Origin of the sequence: Jiangella asiatica (assembly GCF_004349065.1) — a bacterium.
In the GTDB taxonomy this organism is placed as follows: domain Bacteria; phylum Actinomycetota; class Actinomycetes; order Jiangellales; family Jiangellaceae; genus Jiangella; species Jiangella asiatica.
The window spans coordinates 127,860-151,531 of the sequence record NZ_SMKZ01000004.1; the positions used below are offsets into that span (position 1 = coordinate 127,860).

Annotated in this window: 20 protein-coding genes; 7 read left to right on the top strand and 13 right to left on the bottom strand. The window is 71.5% G+C overall.

Going from position 1 to position 23,672, the window contains the following annotated elements; translation table 11 throughout:
• Window positions 1-61: 61 nt before the first annotated feature.
• Genes E1269_RS04860 through rimP form a run of 3 tightly spaced genes read right to left on the bottom strand, consistent with a single transcriptional unit; the run spans window position 62 to window position 1,938 of the window.
• Window positions 62-400 (bottom strand): YlxR family protein, encoded by a 339-nt coding sequence (locus E1269_RS04860; protein WP_131891945.1) that lies wholly within the window; start codon window positions 398-400, stop codon window positions 62-64.
• A gap of 34 nt (window positions 401-434) precedes the next feature.
• A complete protein-coding gene (nusA, locus tag E1269_RS04865) occupies window positions 435-1,436 on the bottom strand; it encodes a transcription termination factor NusA (protein WP_131891947.1) in 1,002 nt (333 codons plus the stop codon).
• A 10-nt stretch (window positions 1,437-1,446) separates the two neighbouring features.
• On the bottom strand, window positions 1,447-1,938 hold the full coding sequence (gene rimP / locus E1269_RS04870; RefSeq protein ID WP_131891949.1) for a ribosome maturation factor RimP: 492 nt from the start codon (window positions 1,936-1,938) through the stop codon (window positions 1,447-1,449).
• A gap of 113 nt (window positions 1,939-2,051) precedes the next feature.
• Here rimP and E1269_RS04875 point away from each other — a divergent pair, with 113 nt between their 5' ends.
• On the top strand, window positions 2,052-2,573 hold the full coding sequence (locus E1269_RS04875; RefSeq protein WP_131891951.1) for a hypothetical protein: 522 nt from the start codon (window positions 2,052-2,054) through the stop codon (window positions 2,571-2,573).
• The gene (locus tag E1269_RS04880) at window positions 2,570-3,001 is read left to right on the top strand and encodes a ferritin-like domain-containing protein (RefSeq protein ID WP_131891953.1); all 432 of its coding nucleotides are present in this window, start codon (window positions 2,570-2,572) and stop codon (window positions 2,999-3,001) included. The genes E1269_RS04875 and E1269_RS04880 overlap by 4 nt, the downstream gene beginning before the upstream one ends.
• Here the strand turns inward: E1269_RS04880 and E1269_RS04885 are convergent.
• The 7 genes from E1269_RS04885 to dxr form a co-directional block, all read right to left on the bottom strand.
• Window positions 2,925-3,944, bottom strand: a complete 1,020-nt coding sequence (locus E1269_RS04885) for a DMT family transporter (protein WP_203432916.1) — start codon at window positions 3,942-3,944, stop codon at window positions 2,925-2,927. The genes E1269_RS04880 and E1269_RS04885 overlap by 77 nt on opposite strands.
• 159 nt (window positions 3,945-4,103) lie before the next feature.
• Window positions 4,104-5,864 carry a proline--tRNA ligase gene (locus tag E1269_RS04890; protein WP_131891955.1) on the bottom strand — a complete coding sequence of 587 codons (1,761 nt, stop codon included), beginning with the start codon at window positions 5,862-5,864 and terminating at the stop codon, window positions 4,104-4,106.
• A gap of 69 nt (window positions 5,865-5,933) precedes the next feature.
• Window positions 5,934-7,151 (bottom strand): CapA family protein, encoded by a 1,218-nt coding sequence (locus E1269_RS04895; RefSeq protein WP_131891957.1) that lies wholly within the window; start codon window positions 7,149-7,151, stop codon window positions 5,934-5,936.
• A 57-nt stretch (window positions 7,152-7,208) separates the two neighbouring features.
• Window positions 7,209-8,054, bottom strand: a complete 846-nt coding sequence (locus E1269_RS04900) for a GNAT family N-acetyltransferase (protein ID WP_239000778.1) — start codon at window positions 8,052-8,054, stop codon at window positions 7,209-7,211.
• 98 nt (window positions 8,055-8,152) lie between these two features.
• The gene (gene ispG, locus E1269_RS04905; protein WP_203432942.1) at window positions 8,153-9,286 is read right to left on the bottom strand and encodes a flavodoxin-dependent (E)-4-hydroxy-3-methylbut-2-enyl-diphosphate synthase; all 1,134 of its coding nucleotides are present in this window, start codon (window positions 9,284-9,286) and stop codon (window positions 8,153-8,155) included.
• Between the two features lie 39 nt (window positions 9,287-9,325).
• The gene (locus E1269_RS04910; RefSeq protein WP_131891961.1) at window positions 9,326-10,648 is read right to left on the bottom strand and encodes a M50 family metallopeptidase; all 1,323 of its coding nucleotides are present in this window, start codon (window positions 10,646-10,648) and stop codon (window positions 9,326-9,328) included.
• A 1-nt stretch (window position 10,649) separates the two neighbouring features.
• Window positions 10,650-11,852, bottom strand: coding sequence for a 1-deoxy-D-xylulose-5-phosphate reductoisomerase (gene dxr / locus E1269_RS04915; RefSeq protein WP_131891963.1), 1,203 nt, complete (start codon window positions 11,850-11,852; stop codon window positions 10,650-10,652).
• 317 nt (window positions 11,853-12,169) lie between these two features.
• Between dxr and E1269_RS04920 the strand changes: the two genes are divergently transcribed.
• The 5 genes from E1269_RS04920 to E1269_RS04940 are packed head-to-tail and all read left to right on the top strand — an operon-like array spanning window position 12,170 to window position 17,959.
• Complete coding sequence (locus tag E1269_RS04920) at window positions 12,170-14,032, top strand: ABC transporter substrate-binding protein (protein ID WP_131891965.1); 1,863 nt, start codon at window positions 12,170-12,172, stop codon at window positions 14,030-14,032.
• Entirely contained in the window at window positions 14,033-15,067 is a 1,035-nt protein-coding gene (locus E1269_RS04925; RefSeq protein WP_131891967.1) for an ABC transporter permease, read from the top strand.
• On the top strand, window positions 15,064-15,990 hold the full coding sequence (locus E1269_RS04930; RefSeq protein ID WP_131891969.1) for an ABC transporter permease: 927 nt from the start codon (window positions 15,064-15,066) through the stop codon (window positions 15,988-15,990). Before E1269_RS04925 ends, E1269_RS04930 begins: the two co-directional genes overlap by 4 nt.
• A complete protein-coding gene (locus E1269_RS04935; RefSeq protein ID WP_203432918.1) occupies window positions 15,987-16,982 on the top strand; it encodes an ABC transporter ATP-binding protein in 996 nt (331 codons plus the stop codon). Before E1269_RS04930 ends, E1269_RS04935 begins: the two co-directional genes overlap by 4 nt.
• Window positions 16,979-17,959, top strand: a complete 981-nt coding sequence (locus tag E1269_RS04940; RefSeq protein ID WP_131891971.1) for an oligopeptide/dipeptide ABC transporter ATP-binding protein — start codon at window positions 16,979-16,981, stop codon at window positions 17,957-17,959. The genes E1269_RS04935 and E1269_RS04940 overlap by 4 nt, the downstream gene beginning before the upstream one ends.
• Here E1269_RS04940 and E1269_RS04945 read toward each other — a convergent pair.
• The 3 genes from E1269_RS04945 to E1269_RS04955 form a co-directional block, all read right to left on the bottom strand.
• Window positions 17,947-18,558: an acyl-CoA-like ligand-binding transcription factor gene (locus E1269_RS04945; protein ID WP_131891973.1), complete on the bottom strand. Its 612-nt coding sequence runs from the start codon at window positions 18,556-18,558 to the stop codon at window positions 17,947-17,949. The genes E1269_RS04940 and E1269_RS04945 overlap by 13 nt on opposite strands.
• Before the next feature lie 111 nt (window positions 18,559-18,669).
• Entirely contained in the window at window positions 18,670-20,874 is a 2,205-nt protein-coding gene (locus E1269_RS04950; protein WP_131891975.1) for an MMPL family transporter, read from the bottom strand.
• Window positions 20,875-21,007: 133 nt separating this feature from the next.
• Window positions 21,008-23,224: an MMPL family transporter gene (locus tag E1269_RS04955; protein ID WP_131891977.1), complete on the bottom strand. Its 2,217-nt coding sequence runs from the start codon at window positions 23,222-23,224 to the stop codon at window positions 21,008-21,010.
• Window positions 23,225-23,672 lie beyond the last annotated feature (448 nt).

Below are 23,672 nucleotides of genomic sequence, written 5' to 3' on the forward strand. Positions count from 1 at the left end.
CTCGGACCGGCTAGGTGGTGCGCGTGCTCATCGCTGCGTGCTCATCGAGCGCTCGTGAGCGTCACGTCGTGTCTCCTTCTGCCTGGCCGGCCGGCCGTTTCGGCCGTCCGGATCGATCCTCTTGCCCGGCGAGCCGCCGACGCAGCTCTGTGACGTCGAGCGGCCCCTCGCGGCGCAATGCGCGCGAGAACGCCCGACGTCGCTCGGCTTGGTCGAGGCATTCCGGGTTCGGGTGCAGGTACGCACCGCGGCCCGGAAGCCGGCCGTCGTGGTCGGGAACCAGCGCACCAGGTGCACCGGCACCGCCCGCGACGACGCGGAGCAGTTCGGACTTCACCGCACGGGACCGGCAACCTATACAGGTGCGTACAGGTGACCGGCCGGGCGCGCGGTCTTTCACTCGAACAGTTTAGCGTCTATCGGGAGCGAAACGGTCACGCGGGAGCACCGGCGGCCCGATCCGAGGTTTCCGGCTCGGTATCGGACCTGATGTCGATGCGCCATCCGGTCAGCCTGGCGGCCAGCCGGGCGTTCTGTCCCTCGCGGCCGATGGCCAGGGACAGCTGGAAGTCGGGCACCGTCACGCGGGCCGATCGTGCCTGCTCGTCGACGATCTCAACGCGCTGCACCCGGGCCGGCGACAGCGCGTGCGCCACCAGCTCGGCGGGGTCGTCGGACCAGTCGACGATGTCGATCTTCTCGCCGTGCAGCTCGGTCATGACCGCACGCACCCGCGAGCCCATCGGGCCGATGCAGGCGCCCTTGGCGTTGACGCCCGGGACGGTGGAATGGACCGCGATCTTGGTGCGGTGCCCGGCCTCGCGCGCGATGCCGGCGATGCGCACCGTGCCGTCGGCGATCTCCGGCACCTCGAGCGTGAAGAGCTTCTTGACCAGGTTGGGGTGGGTCCGCGACACCGTGACCACGGGTCCGTGCGGCCCCTTGCGCACCTGGACGACGTAGCAGCGGATGCGGCTGCCGTGCTCGTAGCGCTCGCCCGGCACCTGCTCGGCCGGCGGCAGCACCGCCTCGAGCTTGCCGAGGTTGACCATGACGGTGCGCGGGTCGCGGCCCTGCTGGATGGTGCCGGAGACGATCTCGCCCTCGCGGTCGAGGAAGTCGCCGAAGGTGTTCTCGTCCTCGGCGTCGCGCAGCCGCTGCAGGATCTCCTGCTTGGCCGTGGTGGCCGCGATCCGGCCGAAGCCCTCGGGAGTGTCGTCCCACTCGCGCACGACGGTGCCGTCCTCGTCCACCTCCTGGGCCCAGACGGTGACGTGACCGGTCTTGCGGTCGAGCTCGACGCGGGCCCGCGGCTGGTGGCTCTCCGTGCGCTGGTAGGCCAGCAGGAGGGCACGCTCCGTCGCCTCGACCACGAGATCGAAGGAGATGTCCTTCTCCCGCTCCAGCGCTCTCAGGAGCGAAAGGTCGATGTCCACGGGTCTCTCGTCACTCCTCGTCGCTGTCGGTGTCGTCGTCGCCGCCACGGCGGAACTCGACCTGGATCTTGGCCTTGCGGACGTCGCCGTAGGCGACCTCGCGCTCGCCGGCGCCGTCGACCTCGAGGACGGCGGTCTCGGCGCCGGCGGAGACGACTCGCCCGGTGACGTCGCCGCCCTCGTGCAGGACCGCCCTGACCAGCCGGCCGGTGGCCCGCCGCCAGTGCCGCGGCAGGGTCAACGGCCGCGACACGCCGGGTGAGCTCACCTCGAGGGTGTACGGCCTGTCGCCCATGACGTCGGAGTCGTCGAGCGCGCGAGAGATGAGCCGGGAGGCCTCGGCGCAGCGGTCGAGGTCGACCCCGCCGTCGGCGTCGACGACGATCCGCAGCCGGCTGCGCCGGCCGGCCTGGGTGAGGTCGAGAGCCTCCAGGTCGAGGCCTTCTGACACCACGACCGGCTCGATGACCTGCTGCAGAAGGTCACGGGTATCGGAAGTCATCCGTGCCCTCCTCGATGTCGAGTTGTCTCATCTACTGGTCCTGCTACTTGACGTCCCTGCCGCCAAGAGTAGCCAAGACTACAGCGATGGCCGGGCAGGTTACGGTGTCCCACGTGATCGAGACGGTGGACGCGCGGCGCAGGCGGCTGCTCGTGACGCTCCTGGGTGCTCCTGTCGCGGCGACGCTGGCCGGCGCGGCGCTGACCGGCTGTTCCGCCGACCCCCGCCCCAAGGCCGCGCCCGGGGCCCGTGCCGAGCTGGACGCGGACGTGAAGGTCCGCTGGAGCGCGGCCGACGGCGAGCAGGCGCTGCTGGCCCTGCACGCCGCCACGGTCGCCGCCCATCCAGGGCTCGCCGAGCGGCTGGCGCCGCTGACCGCGCATCACGACGAGCACCTCGCGGCGCTGCGTGACGACGGGCCGCTGCCGTTCGGCGCCCGCGACGACACCGCGCCGGCCGCTCCGGAGGTCCCGGCCGACCCCGCGGCCGCTCTGGCCGCCGTCGTCGAGGCCGAGCGTGCCGCCGGCGACGCCCGGTTGACGGACTGCCTGGCCGCAGCGGGCCCGCGGCTGGCGGCGGTGCTGGCCGCGATCGCCGCGGCCGAGGCCGGGCACGGGGTGGTGCTCGCGTCATGAGCACCGTCGACGCCTCGGTCGAAGCCGCTCAGGCCGCACTGGCCGGCGAGCACGCCTGCGTGTACGGCTACGGCGTCGTCGGCGCCCACCTGCCCGACGACGGCGTCCCGGCCCGCCGCGCGCTGGCCGCGCACCGGGACCGCCGCGAGGCGCTGGCCGCACAGCTGCGCGCGGCCGGTGCGGAACCCGTGGCCGCCGAGCCCGGGTACGCGCTGCCGGAGCCGGTGAGCGACGAGTCCGGTGCCCGGCGGCTGGCGGCCACCATGGAGCAGCGGCTCGCGGGCCTCTACGCCGACCTGGTGGCGGCCGCGGCGACGCCGGAGCTGCGCGAGCTGGCCGCCCGCGGCGTCGTCACGGCCGCCGTCGACGCGCTGACGTGGGGTGCGGCCCCGGTCGCGTTCCCCGGCCTGGACGGCCGAGTGGGCTGACCCCGTCGTCGGCGGTCGTGGTGGGTCGGCTCCGCCGCAGCGACGTCAGCAGCACGGCAACGCCGATCAAGACCGCACCGGCCAGGCCCCCGGCACCCAGCCGCTCGTCCAGGACGACGACACCGAGCACGGCCGCCGTCAACGGCTCCAGCAGCGCGATCAGCGCCGCGGACCCGGTAGCGACCGAGCGGAGCCCGGTGAAGAACAGGCCGTACGCCAGCGCCGTCGGCGCTAGCCCCAGGAAGACCAGCAGGCCCAGCGTCGACGGTTCGAGGTCGACGGCGACGCCGCCGGTCACCGCGGCCAGCGGCAGCAGCACCAGACCGCCGACGCAGAACGACAGGCCGGCGGTCGGCAGCGGGCCGAGGTCGTCGACGGGACGGGCGCCGAGCATGGTGATGGTCGCGAAGCCGGCCGCCGAGCCCAGCGCGCACGCGGTGCCGGCCAGCACCGCCGCCGGGTCGCCGGCCGCCGGCGTGCCGACCAGCAGTGCCAGTCCGGCGACGGCGGTCGTGACCGCCACCCCGGTCCGCGCGTCCGGTCGCTGCCGACCCAACAGTCCCTCCGCGGCCACGACGAGCACCGGCGACGACCCGAGCGTGATCAGGGTGGCCAGGCTCACCGAGGTCAGCGAGACCGCGGCGAAGTAGCAGCTCTGGTACATAGCGGCGAGCAGACCCAGCGCGACCAGCCGGCGCGCGCCGCGGCCGTGCAGGCGCAGGCGGTGCAGCCGGCCGGTGAGCAGCAGCCAGCCGACCACCAGCCCGCCGCCGATCGCCAGACGGTACGCGGCGACGCCGAGCGGCGCGAGGCCGGTGCGGTCGATGATCAGGGCGCCGCAGAGCCCGCCGGTCCCCCACAGCAGGCCGGCACCGATGACGGCCAGCAGATGGGTCCGCGAGAGGACAGGCGCGGACGGTTCGATGGTTCGGGTGTGTTCCACGGATCAGCTCCAGCGACGAGTGCCGACATGACGCGCGGGAGCGGGACACGACGACAAAGCCGGCCGCCCTCGACAGGGCGGGCCGGCGCGCTGAAACGCGCGCCCCGCTAGAGAGCGGGGGGCGGGGTGACCAGGAACAACCGATGCACGAGCGAGATTCTACGGCACGACCAGCCGGGCCAGATGCGACGCCGCGTCGGCCACCGCGACGTTCTCGCGCTCACCGGTCGTGCGGTCCTTGACCTCGACGACGCCGTCGGCCAGGCCACGTCCGACGACGACGATGGTCGGCACCCCGATCAACTCGGAGTCCTTGAACTTCACGCCGGGGCTGACGCCGCGGCGGTCGTCGTACAGCACCCGGACCCCGGCCGCGTCGAGCTCGCCGGCCAGCCGGTCGGCGGCCTCGAACACGGCGTCGTCCTTGCCGGTGGCGACCAGGTGGACGTCGGCCGGCGCGACCTCGCGCGGCCAGATGATGCCGGCGTCGTCGTGGGAGTTCTCGACGATCGCCGCCACCGCGCGGGACACGCCGACCCCGTAGGAGCCCATGGTGACCGGGACGAGCTTGCCGTTCTCGTCCAGGACCTGCAGGCCCAGCGCCTCGGCGTACGTGCGGCCGAGCTGGAAGATGTGCCCCATCTCGATCCCGCGCGCCGTCTCCAGCGGGCCGGACCCGTCGGGTGCGGGGTCGCCGGCGCGGACCTCGGCGGCCTCGATGGTGCCGTCCGGGGTGAAGTCGCGCCCGGCCACCAGGTCGATGACGTGCCGGCCGGGCTCGTCGGCGCCGGTGACCCAGCGGGTGCCCTCGACCACGCGCGGGTCGACGAGGTACCGGATACCGGAGGGGTTCTTCTCCCCCAGCACGCCCGGGCCGATGTAGCCGCGGACCAGCGCCGGGTGGGCCGCGAAATCGGCCTCGGTGAACGGTTCGACGACGGCCGGCTCGACCTGCGCCTGCAGCCGCTTCTCGTCGACCTCGCGGTCGCCTGGTAGGCCGATCGCCAATGGTTCCCGCGAGCCATCTGGATGGCGCACGACGACCAGTACGTTCTTCAACGTGTCGCCGGCCTGCCAGCGCCGGTCGTCGCGTGGGAAGTGCGCGTTGAGGTGGTCGACGAGGGTCTCGATGGTCGGCGTGTCCGGCGTGTCCTCGGCGTGGGCGGCGGGCACGTCGTCGTAGGCCACCGGCGGCGGCACGGGAGTCGTCACGGCCTCGACGTTGGCCGCGTAGCCGCCGGGCGAGCGGACGTAGGTGTCCTCGCCGTTCACGGCCGTGACCAGGAACTCCTCGCTGGCCGAGCCGCCCATGGCGCCGGAGGTGGCCTTGACGATGACGTACTCGAGGCCGAGCCGGTCGAAGATCTTGATGTAGGCGCCGCGGTGGGCGAGGTAGGACTTCATGAACGCCTCGTCGGAGACGTCGAAGGAGTACGAGTCCTTCATGACGAACTCGCGGCCGCGCAGGATGCCGGCGCGCGGCCGGGCCTCGTCGCGGTACTTCGTCTGGATCTGATACAGCGACAGCGGCAGGTCCTTGTACGACGAGTACAGGTCCTTCACCAGCAGCGTGAACATCTCCTCGTGCGTCGGCCCGAGCAGGTAGTCGCCGCCCTTGCGGTCCTGGAGCCGGAAGATGTTGTCGCCGTACTCCTCCCATCGGTTGGTGGCCTCGTAGGGCTCGCGCGGCAACAGCGCCGGGAAGTGGACCTCCTGCGCGCCGATGGCGTCCATCTCCTCGCGCACGATCTTCTCGACGTTGCGCAGCACGGTGTAGCCCAGCGGCAGCCAGGAGTAGATGCCGGGTGCGGCGCGACGGACGTACCCGGCGCGAACGAGCAGCTTGTGGCTCGGCACCTCGGCGTCGACCGGGTCGTCGCGCAGGGTTCGCAGGAACAACGTCGACATGCGCAGGATCACGGAGAGCTCCAACCGGCTCGCGAGGCGGTAGTAACGAAGGACGAGGATAACCGCCGGCTCAGCGGCCGGTCACGGGGATTCCAGCAACGTCAGCCCGGCGGCGGCCGCGCCCCGGCTCCCGACGACCTCGCTGGTGCGATCCAGTGCCTCCTGGAGCCTGGCAGCCGTCGCCGTCCCGGTGTCGCCGCTCGCCAGGGCCGCCGGCACGTCGAGCACCTCCACCGGCGGCTCATAGGTCTGGTACAGCGGCAGGTACTCAGCGCCGGTGACGGCGAAGCCGCCGGTCGCGGGGTCCTCGGCGAAGGTGAACCGGGTCAGCAGGCCTTCCGCCTTCGGTCCCTCCGGCTCGGCGTGGTTGGCCATGAGGTTGCCCATGCCGTACACGACCCACTCGCCGCCGATGTTCTCCAGCGGCTGGACGACGTGGGCGTGGTGGCCGAGCAGCAGGTCGATGTCGGGCGAGGCGATGAGGTCCGGCGCCAGCGCGCTCTGCTGCTGGTTGGGCTCGTGGACGTACTCGTCGCCCCAGTGCATCGCGACGACGACGACCTCGGCGCCCTCGGCTCGTGCCCGGGCGGCGTCGGCGAGGATGCGCCCCCGGTCGATCTCGTTGCCCCGCCAGGTCTCGCCGTCCGGCGCCGGGATGCCGTTGAACCCGAACGTGTAGGACAGCAGCGCGACGGCGACCGGCCCGGCCGCCGTGGCGACGTCGACGACGGTGAGCTGCTCAGCCTCCGCGGGCGTGCGGGCCGACCCGGCGTGGGCGAGCCCGGCCGCGTCGAGGGTGTCGAGGGTGCGGTCGACGCCGGCCGCGCCCTGGTCGTAGGTGTGGTTCGACGCGGTCGTGCAGGCGTCGTAGCCGGTGTCGGCCAGCGCGGTCGCCACCTGTGGCGGGCCGGAGAACATCGGGTAGCCCTCGTACGGCCCGCCGGCCGGGGCCAGCGGCACCTCGAGGTGGCAGACGGCCAGCCCGGCGGCGGTGACGATCGGCGCGATGTTCGCCAGCTGCGGTGCGAAGTCCAGCTGCTCCCCCGACCCGGCGTCGCGCTCGGCCTGCGCCCACAGCCGCTCGTGCAGGAGCACGTCACCGGTGGCGACCAGCGTGAACTCACGCGGCTGCGGCGTCGGCGTGGGCGTCGGGGTCGGCGTCGGAGTGCCGCTGGTGGACGGCGTCGGGGACAGCGCCGCGCTCGGATCGTCGTCGCCGCCGCACCCGGCGAGTGCGGCCAGGACGGCGGTGGCGAGCGCGGCGACGGTGTGGACGCGCCGGCGGCTGTGATCGGTCATCGCGCCCAAGTCTGCGCGGCCGCGCCGGCATTGTGCCAGCCATCGAGCGATATCGTCTCAGAACATGACCGTGGCGAACCGGCCCACCTCGGTGAAGCCGACCCTGCGGTAGGCACCACGGGCGGCGGTGTTGAAGTCGTTGACGTACAGCGACACGGTCGGTGCGATCTCGCGCAGGGCGAAGCCCGCGACGGCGGCCATCCCGCCCACCGACAGGCCCTCGCCGCGGCGGTCCGGCCGGACCCAGACGCCCTGGACCTGGCAGGCGTGCGGCGTCACCGCGCCCACCTCGGCCTTGAAGACGATCTCGCCGTCCTCGAACCGCGCGAACGCCCGCCCGGCCCGGACCAGCTCGCTGAGCCGGGCCCGGTAGTACACGCCGCCGTCGGTGCCGTTCGGTGAGACGCCGACCTCCTCGGTGAACATGGCGATCGCGGCGGGCAGCAGCTGGTCGAGCTCGTCCGGGCGGACCCGTCGCACCAGCGGGTCCGGCGCGACCGCCGGCGCCGTCGCCAGCGCCATCACCGGCTGGCAGGCACGCACCTCGCGGGCCGGGCCCCACTCCGGGCGCAGGAGGTCCCACATGGTCAGCACGGCATCGGCCGGCCCGACGATCGAGGAGCAGCGGCGCCCGCGGCGCAGCGCGAGGTCGGCGAAGGTGCGCGCCGCCGGTGCGGTGGCGCCCACCGGCACCAGGTTGGCACCGGAGTAGCACATGGAGCGCAGCCGCTCCTCCTCGAAGTACCCCCACAGCTCACCGGCCAGCCGCGACGGGGCCAGGCCGGAGGCGTGCACCCGGGAACCGACGAAGACGTCGAGCTGGGGTGCGCGATCGAGAACGGTGACGACCTGGTCGAGGTCGGCCTGGCTCAGCGGCCGCACCGCCGTCGACGTACCGAGCACGTCGTCCCTCCTCCCCCGACAGCCCGGGGGCCGGCAACCCCCTCAAGCTGCTAGTGAAGCAGCACCCGGCCGTTCTGTCAGGCCGAGAACGCCCGCTGTCACCCGACCGTGACGGTCGGCCCGGCGTCGGACTCGGACGGCTCCATCGTCTCGGCGATGCGCATCGCCTCCTCGATGAGGGTCTCGACGATCTCCGACTCCGGCACGGTCTTGATCACCTCGCCCTTCACGAAGATCTGGCCCTTGCCGTTGCCGGAGGCGACGCCGAGGTCGGCCTCGCGGGCCTCACCCGGGCCGTTGACGACGCAGCCCATGACAGCCACCCGCAGCGGGATCTCCATGCCCTCCAGGCCGGCGGTGACGCGGTCGGCGAGGGTGTAGACGTCGACCTGGGCGCGGCCGCACGACGGGCAGGAGACGATCTCGAGCTTGCGCGGGCGCAGGTTGAGCGACTGCAGGATCTGGTTGCCGACCTTGACCTCCTCGACCGGAGGCGCGGACAACGAGACCCGGATGGTGTCGCCGATGCCCTTGGACAGCAGCGCGCCGAACGCGACCGCCGACTTCACCGTCCCCTGGAAGGCAGGGCCGGCCTCGGTGACGCCCAGGTGCAGCGGCCAGTCGCCGCGCTCGGCGAGCAGCTCGTAGGCGCGGACCATGACGACGGGGTCGTTGTGCTTCACCGAGATCTTGAAGTCGTGGAAGTCGTGCTCCTCGAACAGCGAGGCCTCCCACACCGCGGACTCCACCAGCGCCTCCGGCGTGGCCTTGCCGTACTTGGCCAGCAGCCGGGGGTCCAGCGAGCCGGCGTTGACGCCGATGCGCAGGGAGACGCCGGCGGCGGCGGCGGCTCGGGCGATCTCGCCGACCTTGTCGTCGAACCTCTTGATGTTGCCCGGGTTGACCCGCACCGCCGCGCAGCCGGCGTCGATGGCGGCGAAGACGTACTTGGGCTGGAAGTGGATGTCGGCGATGACCGGGATCTGCGACTTCTTGGCGATGACGGGCAGCGCCTCGGCGTCGTCGGCGCTGGGCACGGCGACCCGGACGATGTCGCAGCCGGCCGCGGTGAGCTCCGCGATCTGCTGCAGTGTCGCGTTGATGTCGGTGGTCGGCGTGGTCGTCATGGACTGGACGCTGACCGGCGCGTCACCGCCGACCTCGACCTTGCCGACGCGGATCTTCCGGGACGGGCGCCGCGGCGCCAGCACCGCAGGCGGCAGCTGGGGCATCCCCAGGGCGACACTCATGTGGAACCTCTCCTATACCTCTCAGCCCAGCAGCCGGACGGGGTTGACCAGGTCGGCGTAGATCAGCAGCGCGCTCATGCCGATGAGCACCACCGCGACCCCGTAGGCGAGCGGCAGCGCCTTGGCGACGTCGACGGGCTGCGGCTCGGGACGGCGGAACACCCGGGCGAAGGCCCGCTTGACGGCCTCCCAGATGGCGCCCGCGGCGTGCCCGCCGTCCAGCGGCAGCAGCGGCACCAGGTTGAACAGGGCGATCGCCATGTTGAACGACGCCAGCATCATGACGAACGTGGCCACCCGCTGGCCGCCGGTGAACTCGTCGGCGGAGGCGATCTCGCCGCCGATGCGTCCCGCGCCGACGATGCTGACCGGCGTCTCCGCACTGCGCTCGGCACCGCCGAACGCGGCGTCCCACACATCGACCATGCGCTGCGGGATACGCGACATGGCCTCGGCGGTGTTGCTGATGAACCCGCCGGTCCACGCCAGCGTGCCCGCGACGTCCTCGCGCTCGAAGTGCTGGAACGTCGGCTGGACGCCGAGGAAGCTGGTCTCCAGCACGTCGCCGGGCTCGCCGTCGGGGTCGGGCCGCTCAGCCAGGATGAGGCTGGCCTGCAGCGTCCGCTCGGCGCCGTCGCGCTGGACCACGATGTCGACGGTGTTCGGCCCGGCCGCGGCGATCGCGTCGGAGACCTCCGGCCACGTGGACACCTCGGTGCCGTCGACGGCGAGGATGCGGTCGCCGGGCAGGATGCCGGCCTCGGCCGCGGGCGCGGCCGGCCAGCCGGTGCAGTCGTCGCCGGCCTCCTCGGCCTGCGACGCCGGGACGACGCACTCGCTGACGACGCTGACCACCGGGTCGTACACCGGCTTGTCGGGGTTGCCGAACGTCATGAGCACGCCGCCGGCCAGGATGATGGCCAGCACGATGTTCATGGCCGGGCCGCCGAGCATGACGATGAGCTTCTTCCACCAAATCTTGCGGTAGAAGACGCGGTCCCCGTCGTCCGGGCCGATCTCCTCGCGCGAGGCGTTGCGCGCGTCGCGGGCCATGGTCTGGAACAGGCCGGTGCTGGACTGGCGCAGCTCGTTGGCGTTGCCGCCGGGCTCGGGCGGGAACATGCCGATCATGCGAACGTAGCCGCCGAGCGGAACGGCCTTGAAGCCGTACTCGGTCTCGCCGCGCCTGCGTGACCACACCGTGCGGCCGAACCCGATCATGTACTGGGTGACCTTGATGCCGAACAGCTTGGCGGGCACGAGGTGCCCGATCTCGTGCAGCGCGATGGAGACCATGAGGCCGACGGCGAACAGCAGGATGCCGACGACGGCGAGCAGGTCCATGTCAGCGTTCCTCTTCCGATCCGACGAGCTCGCGGGCCCGGGATCTCGCCCAGCCCTCGGCCGCCACCACGTCGTCGACGCTCAGCGCGTCACCTCCACCGTACTCGTCAAGGATACGGGCGATAGTGTCCACGATGCCCAGGAACGGCAGCCGCCCGTCGACGAACGCGGCCAGGCACTCCTCGTTGGCGGCGTTGTAGACGGCCGGCGCGAGCCCGCCGCGCAGGCCGGCGGCCCGGGCGAGCTCCACCGCGGGGAACGCCGCGTCGTCCAGCGGCATGAACTCCCAGGTCGACGCCGTGGTCCAGTCGCAGGCCGGCGCGGCGTCGGCCAGCCGGTCCGGCCACGACAGTGCCAGCGCGATCGGGATGCGCATGTCCGGCGGACTGGCCTGGGCGAGCGTGGAGCCGTCGATGAACTCCACCATCGAGTGCACGATCGACTGCGGGTGCACCACCACCTCGATGGCGTCGAACGCCACGTCGAACAGCAGGTGCGCCTCGATCAGCTCCAGGCCCTTGTTGACCAGGTTCGCGGAGTTGATGGTGACGACCGGGCCCATGGACCACGTCGGGTGGGCCAGCGCCTGCTCCGGCGTGACCTCGGTGAGCTCGGCACGGGCGCGGCCGCGGAACGGACCGCCGCTCGCGGTCAGCACCAGCTTGCGGACCTCGCCGGCCCGGCCGCCGCGCAGGCACTGCGCCAGCGCGCTGTGCTCACTGTCGACCGGGACGATCTGGCCGGGCGCCGCGGCGGCCTTGACCAGCTGGCCGCCGGCGATCAGGGACTCCTTGTTGGCCAGCGCGAGCGTGCGACCGGCCTTCAGCGCCGCCAGTGTGGGTGCCAGGCCGATGGAGCCGGTGATGCCGTTGAGTACGACGTCGCACTCGGCGGTGGCCAGCTCCGTGACGGCGTCGGGGCCGGCGAGCACCCGCGGGACCCGGTACTCCCCCGACTCGTACCCATGTCGCTGCGCCTCGGCGTAGAACGCGAGCAGCAGGTCCTCCGCCGCGCCGGCGTGCGCGACGGCGACGGTCTCGACGCCCAGCCGCAGCGCCTGGGCCGCGAGCGCGGCCGGATCGGAGCCGCCCGCCGCCAGCCCCACCACGCGCACCCGGTCCGGGTTGCGCAGCGCGACGTCGACCGCCTGGGTGCCGACGGAGCCGGTGGAGCCGAGCAGGACGACGTCGCGGGGACTCTGCATGCGCCCATTGTCCCCCGGCGGTCTTTCCGGCGACCGGGCCGGCCGGAGATCACATCGTCCGTTGAGCGCACCCGGTCACGGGAAGATCTGTAGTTTGGTCTCAATCAGGCATAGACCACAGGCAGTTCGCTCCGCGACAGGTCCAGACCATTGACGTCGTGGCGGGCCAGTGGTAGACCAACCGGCCAACAGGTCTATGGTCTGTGGGCGAGCCAGGCGCCGGAGCCGGCCTCGCCGGCACCGCTCCGGGGGTCGCCGGGCCTGGGCCGACGACGTACCTCTACCGTTCACCCCTCGACCGATTGCGAGGTACCCGCATGACGACATCCGTCATCCGGACCCGGCCGGGCAGGCTCAGCAGCCGTCCGGGCAGGTTCGCGGCCGGTGTGGCCGCCGCGGCGCTGGCCGCCACCGGCATCGTCGCCGGTACACCCATGGCATCGGCCGACGACGAGCCGACATCGATCACCATCGCCGTCGCTCAGGAGGTCGACTCCCTGAGCCCGTTCCAGGCGGTCCGGCTGATCACCACCAACATGCATCGGTGGATGTACGACTTCCTCACCAACTACGACCCCGAGACCGGCGAGACCATCCCGGCGCTGGCCGAGGAGTGGGAGACGTCCGAGGACGGGCTGACCTGGACGTACCACCTCCGCGAGGACGCCACCTGGACCGACGGCGAGCCGGTCACCGCGGAGGACGTCGCCTGGACGTTCAACACGATGATGACCGACCCGGCCGCCGCCGAGGCGAACGGCAACTTCGTCGAGAACTTCGCGTCCGTGACCGCCACCGACGAGCACACCGTCGAGATCGTGCTCAACGAGCCGCAGGTCACCATGCTCGCCCTCGACGTGCCGATCCTGCCCGAGCACATCTGGTCCGAGATCTCCGACTTCGGCGAGTTCAACAACGACCAGGAGTTCCCCATCGTCGGGAGCGGGCCGTTCATCCTCACCGACTACCAGCCGAACGTGTCGATCACGCTGGAGGCGAACCCGGACTACTGGCGCGGCGCGCCACAGTTCGACCAGCTGATCCTGCGCTACATCGACGACCCCGACGCCCAGGTGGAGGCGCTGCGCACCGGCGAGGTCGACTTCGTCTTCAACCTCACGCCAGCGCAGTTCGACTCCCTGGACGGCCAGGAGAACATCACCGTCAGCAACGCGCAGGGCAAGAGGTTCCAGGCCATCACGTTGAACCCCGGGGCCCGGCTGCAGGACGGCACGCCCTTCGGCGACGGGCACCCGGCGCTGCAGGACCCCGTCGTACGCGAGGCACTGGTGCACACCATCGACCGGGACGCGATCTACGAGGTCGCCTACGGTGGCTACGGCGAGGCCAACGGCGGCTACATCCCGTCGCGGTACGACACCTACCATTGGGAGCCGAGCGAGGACGAGGCGACGGCCTTCGACATCGACGAGGCCAACCGGCTGCTGGACGAGGCGGGCTACGCGCCGGGCGGCGACGGCATCCGGGTCGGCCCGGACGGCCGGCCGCTGTCGTTCAGGTTCAACGTGCACGGCGACAACCCGCAGTACATCCAGGCCGCGGAGATGATGGCCGAGTGGGCTCGCGAGGCGGGCATGGAACTGCTGGTCGAACCGGTGTCCGAGGTCGGCTCGCTGCTGGACGAGGGCACCTACGAGATCCTGACCACGGGCTGGAACGTCAACCCCGACCCCAACTACGTCCTGTCGATCAACCTGTGCAGCGGGCTGCCGACGGAGCTGGGCGGGCCTTACCTGTCCGACGCGTACTACTGCAACGACGAGTACGACCAGCTGTACGCGCAGCAGCTGTCGGAGCTGGACGTCGACGCCCGCGCCGAGATCGTCCACGAGATGCAGCGGGTGCTCTACGAGGACAACATCTTCGTGGTGTGGGGCTACGCCGACCAGCTGGAGGCCTACCGGTCCGACGTCATCGCCGAGATGACCCCGCAACCGGACCCCGGCGGCAACTTCTACGGCCAGGACGGCTACTGGAGCTGGTGGTCCGCTGTCCCGGTCGGTGAAGAGGACAGCGCGGCCGAGGGATCCGGTTCCGACGACGACGGCGGCTCGAACACCGGTCTCATCATCGGCATCGCCGCCGCTGCCCTGGTGATCATTGCGCTGGTGGTGCTGGCGTTGAGACGCCGCGGCGCCACCGCGGACGACCGCGAGTAGATGGCTGATTCGGCATTCCCGACCGCGCCGGTCCCGCAGCTCGCCCAGAGCATGCGGGACCGGTCCGGTGTGCGACGCAGGCTCCGCTACTACGGCGAGAAGGTGGCCGGCTCGCTGGTGTCCCTGTTCGCCGTCATCCTGACCAGCTTCTTCCTCTTCCGGATCATCCCCGGCGACCCCGTGCGCACCATGACGCACGGCCGCCCGGTCAGCATCGAGCAGCAGGAGCAGCTGCGCCGCGACTTCGGGCTGGACAAGCCGCTGGCGCAGCAGTTCCTCGACTACCTGACCGGCGTGCTGCGGCTGGACCTGGGCGACTCGTTCCAGTTCAACCGCCCGGTGACCGACCTGATCGGCGACCGATTGTGGCCGACGGTGCTGCTGGTCGGCACCAGCGTGGTGATCTCCGCGGCGCTGGGGCTGTGGCTCGGCGTCCGGTGCGCGTGGAACCACGGCAGCCTCGGCGACCGCGTCAACACCGGGGTGGCGCTGACCCTGTGGTCGGTGCCGAGCTTCTGGCTCGGCCTGATCCTCATCGTGATCTTCGCCTCCGGTGCCGGCTGGTTCCCCACCAGCGGCATGGAGAGCACCGGCGTGTCCGGCTGGGAACGCATCCCCGACATCGCCCATCACATGGTGCTGCCCCTGGTCACGCTGGTCGCCGTGGTGTACGCGCAGTACCTGATGATCATGCGGTCGTCGCTGCTGGACGAGATGGGCAGCGACTACATCGTCACCGCCCGGGCCAAGGGGCTGCGCGACGTGATCGTGCGGCGCCGGCACGCGGTGCCCAACGCGCTGCTGCCGACCATCACGCTGATCTTCGTCAACCTGGGCTTCGTGGTGTTCGGCGCGGTCCTGGTCGAGACGATCTTCTCCTGGCCGGGCCTGGGGCAGCTGTTCTACTCCGGTCTGGCGGTCCCGGACCTGCCGCTGGTGCAGGGGTTGTTCATCCTCTTCTCCGCGGCGGTGATCCTCATGAACCTGCTGGCCGACCTGCTGTACCCGGTCGTGGACCCGCGGGTGCGGCCATGAGCGCCGGAACGCCGGCGACGGTGGCCGCGGCCGGCCCACGGCGGCTGGCCTGGGCAAGGCGCCGTCGAACGGTCGCCCGATTCTGGCGGCAGTACCGGCAGAACCGGGCCGGCCTGTTCGGCCTGGTCGTGCTGGCGCTGTTCGTCCTGACGGCGCTGCTGGCACCGGTGATCACGGCCGACAACGCACTGAGCGTCACGCAACCTCCCGGTAGCCCGCTGGACGGACCGAGCGGGGACTTCCCGCTGGGCACCGACCGGTCCGGCCGCTCGATGATAGACCTGCTCATCTGGGGCTCGCGGGTGTCGCTGACCGTCGGGTTCTGGGCGACGTTCATCTCCATCGCCTTCGGCACCCTCTTCGGCATCCTGGCCGGCCACTTCGGCGGGTGGGGGTCGATGGTGCTGATGCGGGTCACCGACTGGTTCTTGGTGATGCCGTCGCTGGTGCTCGGCGTGGTGCTGGCCGCCGTCATGGGCCGCAGCCTCACCACGATCATCGTCGCCATCGGCGTCACGTCCTGGCCGACGACGGCGCGACTGGTGCGCGCGCAGACACTCGCCGTCGAGGCCCGCCCCTACATCGAGCGGGCCCGGGCGCTGGGCGGCGGCCACTGGCATGTCATGAGCCGGCACGTACTTCCCAACGTGATGCCGATCGTGCTGGCGCAGACGACGCTGATGGTCGGCCAGGCCATCCTGATCGAGTCCACGTTCGCCTTCCTCGGCCTCGGCGACCCGACGACGGCGTCGTGGGGGGCAACCATCCAAGCCGCCCGCGACGTCGGCGCCGTCAGCTCCCGCATGTGGTGGTACATCCTGCCGCCCGGCATCGCGATCGTGCTGGTGGTGCTGGCGTTCACGCTGTGCGGGCGGGCCATCGAGGGCGTGCTGAACCCGAAGCTGAGGGAGCGTCAGTCGTGAGCGTGCTCGCAATCTCGGACCTGACGGTGACCTACCGGACGGCCGGCGGCGACGTACCCGCCGTCCGCGGGATCGACCTGAGCCTCGGTGCCGGGCAGAAGCTGGGCCTGGCCGGCGAGTCCGGCTGCGGCAAGTCGACCATGGCGCTGGCGCTGCTGCGGCTGCTGCCCAAGACCGCCCGGATGACCGGCAGCATCATGTTCGACGGCGAGGACGTGCTGACGATGTCGTGGGGGCGGCTGCGGGCGGTCCGCTGGGCCGGCGCCTCGATCGTCTTCCAGGGCGCGATGCACTCGCTCAACGCCGTACAGCGCATCGGCAGCCAGATCGCCGAGCCGATCCTGCTGCACTCGAAGGTCGGCGAGGCCGCCGCCCGGCGGCGGGTGGGCGAGCTGCTCGAGCACGTCGGGCTGCCGGCCCGGCGCGCCGACGCGTACCCGCACGAGCTCTCCGGCGGGCAGCGGCAGCGGGTCATGATCGCGATGGCGCTGGCCTGCGACCCGTCGTTGATCATCGCCGACGAGCCGACGACGGCGCTGGACGTCATGATCCAGGCGCAGATCCTGAAGCTCATCGAGTCGCTGGTGGCGGAGAACGGCATCAGCCTGGTCATGATCAGCCACGACCTGTCGGTGCTCGCCGACACCTGCGACCGGCTGGCCATCATGTACGCGGGACGAATCGTCGAGGAGGGGCCTGCCGCCGAGGTGTTCCGCGCGGCCCGGCACCCCTACGGCGCGGCGCTGGCCGCCGCGTTCCCGACCATCGGTGACCCGTCGTCGCGGCGCAGCCCGCGCGGCCTCGCCGGCGACCCACCGGATCCCGCCGACCTCCCCGCCGGCTGCACGTTCCACCCGCGCTGCCCGGTCCGGCTGGACTACTGCGACCGGATCGACCCGCAGCTGTGGCCGGCCGGCGACGGTGCCCGCGCGGCCTGCGTCCACGTCCTGCCCGACCAGGGACTCTCGCTTGTACAGAAGGAGCCCGCGTGACGACTGCGATCCTGGCCGCGCGGGAGGTGCGCGTGGAGTTCGAGGCCCGGCGAGGTGGTGGCCGGGCGCGCGCCGTCGACGGCGTCAACCTCGACGTGGCGGAGGGCGAGATCGTCGCGCTGGTCGGCGAGTCCGGGTGCGGCAAGACGACACTCGCGCGCACGCTGCTCGGCCTGGAGCGGCCGACGGCGGGCCAGGTGCTGCACCGCGGGACTCCCCTGGCGTACACGAGCCGGGCGCTCAAGGCGTACCGGCGCGCGGTCCAGCTGGTGCTGCAGGACCCCAGCGGCTCGCTGAACCCTCGGCACACCGTCTACGACGCCGTCGCCGAGGGCCTGCGCGTCCACGGCGACGTGACCGACGAGCGCGACCGGGTCGCCGACGCGCTGTCGCGGGCCGGGCTGCGGCCGCCGGAGCGCTTCTTCCTGCGCTTCCCGCACGAGCTATCCGGCGGCCAGCGGCAGCGCGTGGTCATCGCCGGCGCGCTGATCCTCGACCCGCAGGTGATCGTCGCCGACGAGCCAGTCGCCTCGCTGGACGCGTCGGTTCGCGGCGAGATCCTCGCGCTGCTGCTGCGGCTGCGCGACGAGCTCGGGCTGGCGGCGCTCGTGGTCACTCACGACCTCGGGCTGGCGTGGAACATTGCCGACCGGGTCGCCGTCATGTACCTCGGGCGGATCGTCGAGACCGGGCCAGTGGAGAAGATCCTCACCGCGCCGGAGCACCCGTACACCCAGGCGCTGCTGTCGGTGCTGCCGGAAGCTCCCGGCGAGCCGGTCGTGCTCCGGGGCGAGCCGCCGGACCCGACGCGCGTCCCCGGCGGCTGCCGCTTCCACGTCCGCTGCCAGGTGCTCGCGTCGGGTGCCGCGGACGAGGCCGGTGTGGGCGAGCGATGCCGCGGCGAGGACCTGGCGATCCTCGGCGGTGGCGAAGACAGCGACGTGGCCTGCCACTACGCGCTGGCTCAGCGGGACTGAGACGGCTCCGGCAGCCCGGCGCGGAGCAGCTCGAACGCCTCGACGATCAGCTCCTTGATGCCCCGGTCGGTCTTGCCGGAGATCCACAGGTCCAGCGCGGCCTTGAGCGCCTGGGCGGCCGAGCCACCGGTCAGGCGTGGGTACAGGTCACGGTCGGGGTCGGTGCCGGTGCGCTCGGCGACCACCTCGGCCACCCGCCGGCGCATGCCGTCGAGGGCGGCGAGCTGGCTGGCCACCACCGACGGGTTGGCCATGATCATTTCCGACTGGGCCTTCCACCGCGCCTTTGCCTCCGGCCGGTCGTCGACCGAGTCCAGCAGGACGGCCAGCAGCGCGTCCCAGATGGGCTCGTCGGCCGGACGGTCGCGCAGCTTGTCGGTGAGCGCGTTCGCCCAGTCGACGACGCCGGCGACGATGGCCTCCTCGCGGCTGGAGAAGTAGTTGTGGAACGTCCGCGGCGAGACGTCGGCGGCGGCGGCGATGGCCTCCACCGTCACGTGGTCGACCCCGTGCTCGATGGCCAGCCGGTTGGCCGCGGCGCTCAGGGCCGCGCGGGTGGCGGCCTTCTTGCGCTCGCGTAGACCCACGGAGTCAGACATGCCGGTCATCCTATCAAATCTTGCAGAAGCCGAAAACATTCGCTCCCAGCAAACTTTCTCGGGAGCGCCCCGCCGAGCCAATGGCGCGGCGGGGCACACTGTCCCACATTCCTACGGCACGTGAACAGGTTCCTCGACGGCCGTGTCGCGGGCCAGCCGGCGGGTCAGCCGCTCCCCCTCGACGTCGACATCCGGGAGCACCCGGTCCAGCCAGCGCGGCAGCCACCACGCGCGCCGTCCGAGCAGTGCCATCACGGCGGGCACGATGGTCATGCGGACCACGAAGGCATCGAAGGCGACCGCGATGGCCAGCGCGAAACCCATCTGCTTGATCATCTCGTCGTGGGCGAAGATGAAGCCCGCGAAGACGCTGATCATGATGACGGCCGCCGCGGCGACGACCCGCCCGCCGTGCTGGAAGCCGGTGACGATGGACTGCCGAGGCGCCGCGCCGTGCACGAACTCCTCCCGCATCCGCGTCACCAGGAAGACCTCGTAGTCCATCGCCAGCCCGAAGACGACGCCGATCAGGAAGATCGGCAGCATGCTGATGATCGGTCCGGTCTGCTCCACGCCGATGAGGTCGGCGAGGAACCCGTTCTGGAACACCGCGACGGTGACGCCGAACGTCGCCATCATCGACAACAGGAAGCCCAGCGCGGCCTTCAGTGGCACCAGGAGCGACCGGAACACCATCGTCAGCAGCACGAACGACAGCCCCACCACGAGCGCCAGGTAAGGCACCAGCGCGTCGTTCATCGTCTCGGAGAAGTCGATGGTGATGGCGGTGGTGCCGGTCACCATGACCGCGGCCCCCGCGTCGGCCTCGATGTCGCTCGCGGTGTCCCGGATCGCGCCGACCAGGTCCTCCGTCGCCGCGCTGGACGGCGAGCCCTGCGGAATCACCGTCATGAGGGCGGTGTCGCGGTCCGGATCGAGGGCCGGCGGCACGACCGCGGCGACGTCGTCAAGCCGCCCGACGACGCCGGCGACCTGCTCGGCGGCCCGCTGCGGGTCGGCGGACTCGCTGGTGTCGACGACCACGAGCAGCGGGCCGTTGAAGCCGGGGCCGAACCCGTCGGCCAGCAGGTCGTACGCCTTGCGCTGGGTGGTCTCGGTGCCGGCGGAACCCTGGTCGGGCAGGCCGAGGCGCAGGTCGAGTGCCGGAATGGCGACGGCGAGCATCCCGACGACGGCGACGAGCAGCACCGGGATCGGCCGGCGCGTCACCAGCCGGGCCCAGCGCTGACCGAGGCCCGGCCGGCCTTCGTCGGACTCCGGGTCGCGCGCCTTCAGCCCGGGCACCCGGCCGGCCAGCACCCGGCGGCCGGCGAAGCCCAGCAGCGCCGGCAGCAGAGTCAGCGCGATGAGGACGGCGACGAGCACCGTCGCGGCCGCGGCCAGGCCCATCTCGGTGAGCATCGGGACACCGACCACCGACAACCCGGCCAGTGCGATGACGACGGTGAGCCCGGCGAACACGACCGCGGAGCCGGCGGTGCCCAGCGCCCGGCCGGCCGCCTCCTCGCCCTCACGACCCAGGGCCAGCTCGTGCCGGTAGCGGGAGACGATGAACAGCGCGTAGTCGATGGCGACCGCGAGACCCAGCATCATCGCCAGGATCGGCGTGGTGGAGCCCATGTCGATGAAGCCGGTCAGCGCAGTGATGCCGGCGACGCCGATGCCCACGCCGAGGACGGCGGTCAGGAGAGGCAGGCCCGCGGCCACGAACGAGCCGAACGTGATGACCAGGACGAGCGCGGCGACGGCGACACCGATCAGCTCGGTCGCGCTCGTGGCCGGCACCTCCTCGACGACGTCGCCGCCCACCTCGACGGTGAGCCCGGCGTCCCGGCCGGCCTGCACCGCGTCGTCGAGCGCGTCCTTCGCCTCGTCGGTCAGGTCACCGAACATCACGTCGTAGTTGACCTGGGCGTAGGCGACGGTGCCGTCGGGCGAGACCGCCTGACTCTGGAACGGGTCGGCGACGGTGGCCACCTGAGGTGCGTCGGCCAGCTCGGCGACGACGCTCTCGACGGCCTGCTGGTTGGCGGGGTCCGTGAGGGTCTGGCCGTCAGGAGCGGCGAAGACCACTCGGCCCTGGGCGCCGTCGGCGGCGGCCTCGGGGAACCGCTCGGCCAGGACGTCGAGCGCCTCCTGCGACTCGGTGCCCGGGATGGTGAACGAGTCGGACGTCTGGCCGGAGAGCGTGGCGGCACCGGCGCCGAAGGCGCCGAGCAGCACCACCCAGATCAACGCGACCAGGCCGCGACGGCGGAACGAGAACCGGCCGAGCCGGTAGAGAAGCGTTGCCATGACCAGCCATCCTAGTCGGAACTTGCCTAGTCCGCAAGTTTTCTCAGACAGAATATTTGCTCAAAATGCACGAACGGGCAGCCGGACGTTGCCGTCCGACCGCCCGCTCTCCTGCACAGGCTGTGGCCTCAGCTCAGCTCTTCACCGTCTCCAGCTCCGGCTCCGGCTCGCGCCGGCCCTTGAGATACTGGGTGAGCTTCTCGCCCTCGACGTCGACGTTCGGCAGGATGCGGTCCAGCCACCTCGGCAGGAACCACGCCCGGCTGCCCAGCAGCGTCATGACGGCCGGCACGATCGTCATGCGGACCACGAAGGCGTCGAACGCCACCGCCGCGGCCATCGCGAGCCCGATCTGCATGATCACGTCCTCGCCGCCGAAGATGAAGCCGGAGAACACGCTCATCATGATGATCGCCGCGGCGGTGACGACTCGGGCGCCGTGCTGGAACCCGACCACCACAGACTCCGTCGGACCGGCGCCGTGGACATGCTCCTCACGCATCCGCGTGACCAGGAACACCTCGTAGTCCATCGCCAGGCCGAACACGATGCCGATCAGGAAGATCGGCAGCATGCTGATGATCGGGCCGGTCTGCTCGATGCCCAGCAGGCCGTTCAGCCAGCCCCACTGGAACACCGCCACGAGCGCGCCGAACGTGGCGCCCATGGTGAGCAGGAAGCCCAGCGCCGCCTTGAGTGGCACCAGGACGGACCGGAACACCACCGTCAGCAGGATCAGCGACAACCCGACCACCAGCAGCAGATACGGAAGCAGTGCGTCCGCCATCCGCTCGGTGAAGTCGATGTTGATGGCCGTCGTACCCGTGACGGCGAGCGTCGCCCCACTCTCGTCGGCCAGGCTCTCGCCCTGGTCACGGATCGTCGCCACCAGGGCTTCGGTCTCCGTGCTGCCCGGCGCCGTCTCGGGCACCACGTTGATGATGGCGGTGTCGCCCGCCTCGTTGTACATGGCGGGCGAGACCGAGACCACGCCGTCGAGCTCGCCGAGCGTGGCGACGACGCCGTCGGCCGCGGCCTGCGGGTCGTCACTGGTCGTCCCGTCGACCACGATCGTCAGCGGGCCGTTGAAGCCAGCGCCGAACCCCTCCACCGTCAGGTCGTAGGCCTGCCGCTGCGTGCTGTCCGGCGGCGAGCTGCCCTCGTCGGGAAGCCCGAGCCGCAGGTCGAGCAGCGGAGCGGCCAGGGCGAGCATGCCCACACCCGCCACTACGAGCACCGGGATCGGCCGGCGGGTGATGAAGTTCGCCCAGCGCCGGCCCATGGTCGGCTTGCCGTCGTCACCCTCCGGGTCGCGCGCCTTACGCAGGCCGGGAATCCGGCCGCCCATCACCCGTCCCTTGGCGAAGCCCAGCAGGGCAGGCAGCAGGGTCAGCGCGATGATGACGGCCATACCGACCGTGACCGCCGCGGCGAGGCCCATCTCGGTGAGCATCGGGATGTTGACCACGAACAGGCCGGCCAGCGCGATCATGACCGTCAGCCCGGCGAACACCACCGCCGAGCCCGCGGTGCCAACCGCCCGGCCGGCGGCCTCCTCGCCGTCGCGCCCGATGGCCAGTTCGTGGCGGTAGCGCGACACGATGAACAGCGCGTAGTCGATGCCGACGGCCAATCCAATCATCAGCGCCAGCGTGGGTGTGCTGGAGCCGATGTCGATGAAGCCGCTGGCGGCCGTGATCGCGGAGATGCCGATCATGATGCCCAGGATCGCCGTCAGCAGCGGCAGCCCCGCAACGATCAGCGAGCCGAAGGTGATGATGAGGACCACCGCGGCCACGCCGATGCCGATGAACTCGGTGCCGCCGCCCGGTTCCTCCTCGCTCATGGCCGCCTCGCCGCCGAGCTCGACGGTCAGGCCGGCGTCGCGGCCGGTGTCGGCCGCCGCCGTCAGCGCCTCTTTCGCCTCGTCGGTCAGGTCGAAGAACTGGACGGTGTAGGTGACCTGCGAGAACGCGATGCGCGCGTCCTCGGACACCGCGCCGACCTCGAACGGGTCGGGCACGTCGGCGACCTGCGGCGCCGTCGCGAGCTCCGCCAGGACGTCCTCGACGGCCGCCTGGTTCTGCGGATCGGTGAGAGTCTCGCCCTCAGGCGCAGCGAACACCACCCGCGCCTGCGCCCCGTCGGTGTTACCGCCGGGGAATCGCTCATCGAGCAGATCGAGAGCCTCCTGGGACTCCGTGCCCGGGATGGAGAACGAGTCCGACGTCGGCCCGGACAGCGTGGAGGCACCGACCCCGAAGAGGATCACCAGGGCCAGCCAGATCGCCCCGACCACCCTACGGCGTCGGTAGGAGAACCGGCCGAGCCGGTAGAGGAATGTCGCCACCGAGGACTCCAAGTCACGTTTGAGAAGAGCGATGTCAGGACACCACGGCGAACCTGTGAGCGTGCTGAGAGCCAGGTGAGCGCGGCCCCACTCCGGTGTGAGACTGCGCTCGGCCGATGGTTCGCGAGAACTGACACTAACTCACATCTTGCATCTTCCGCAATTCTTCCTGGTGAGAAAACTTGCGATGTTCGTCACCTACCTGTCGCCGGGTTCCCGCCCGGAGATGATCACGTTCAGCACGAAATCTCGTGTCGCACCATGCTTGCGATCCTGGTGACGCGCGGGAACGCCTGGTGATGGCCCTTTGAACGCGATCGGCGTGCACTACGGTGGTGTGATAGATCGGCGCGATGCAGGGGCGGAGGCGCATGACCGCGGAATCCGGCGCGGGGTGGGGTGGCCGACGCCGCCCACCGGCTGCGCGCCGTCCCGAACTGGCCGCCGC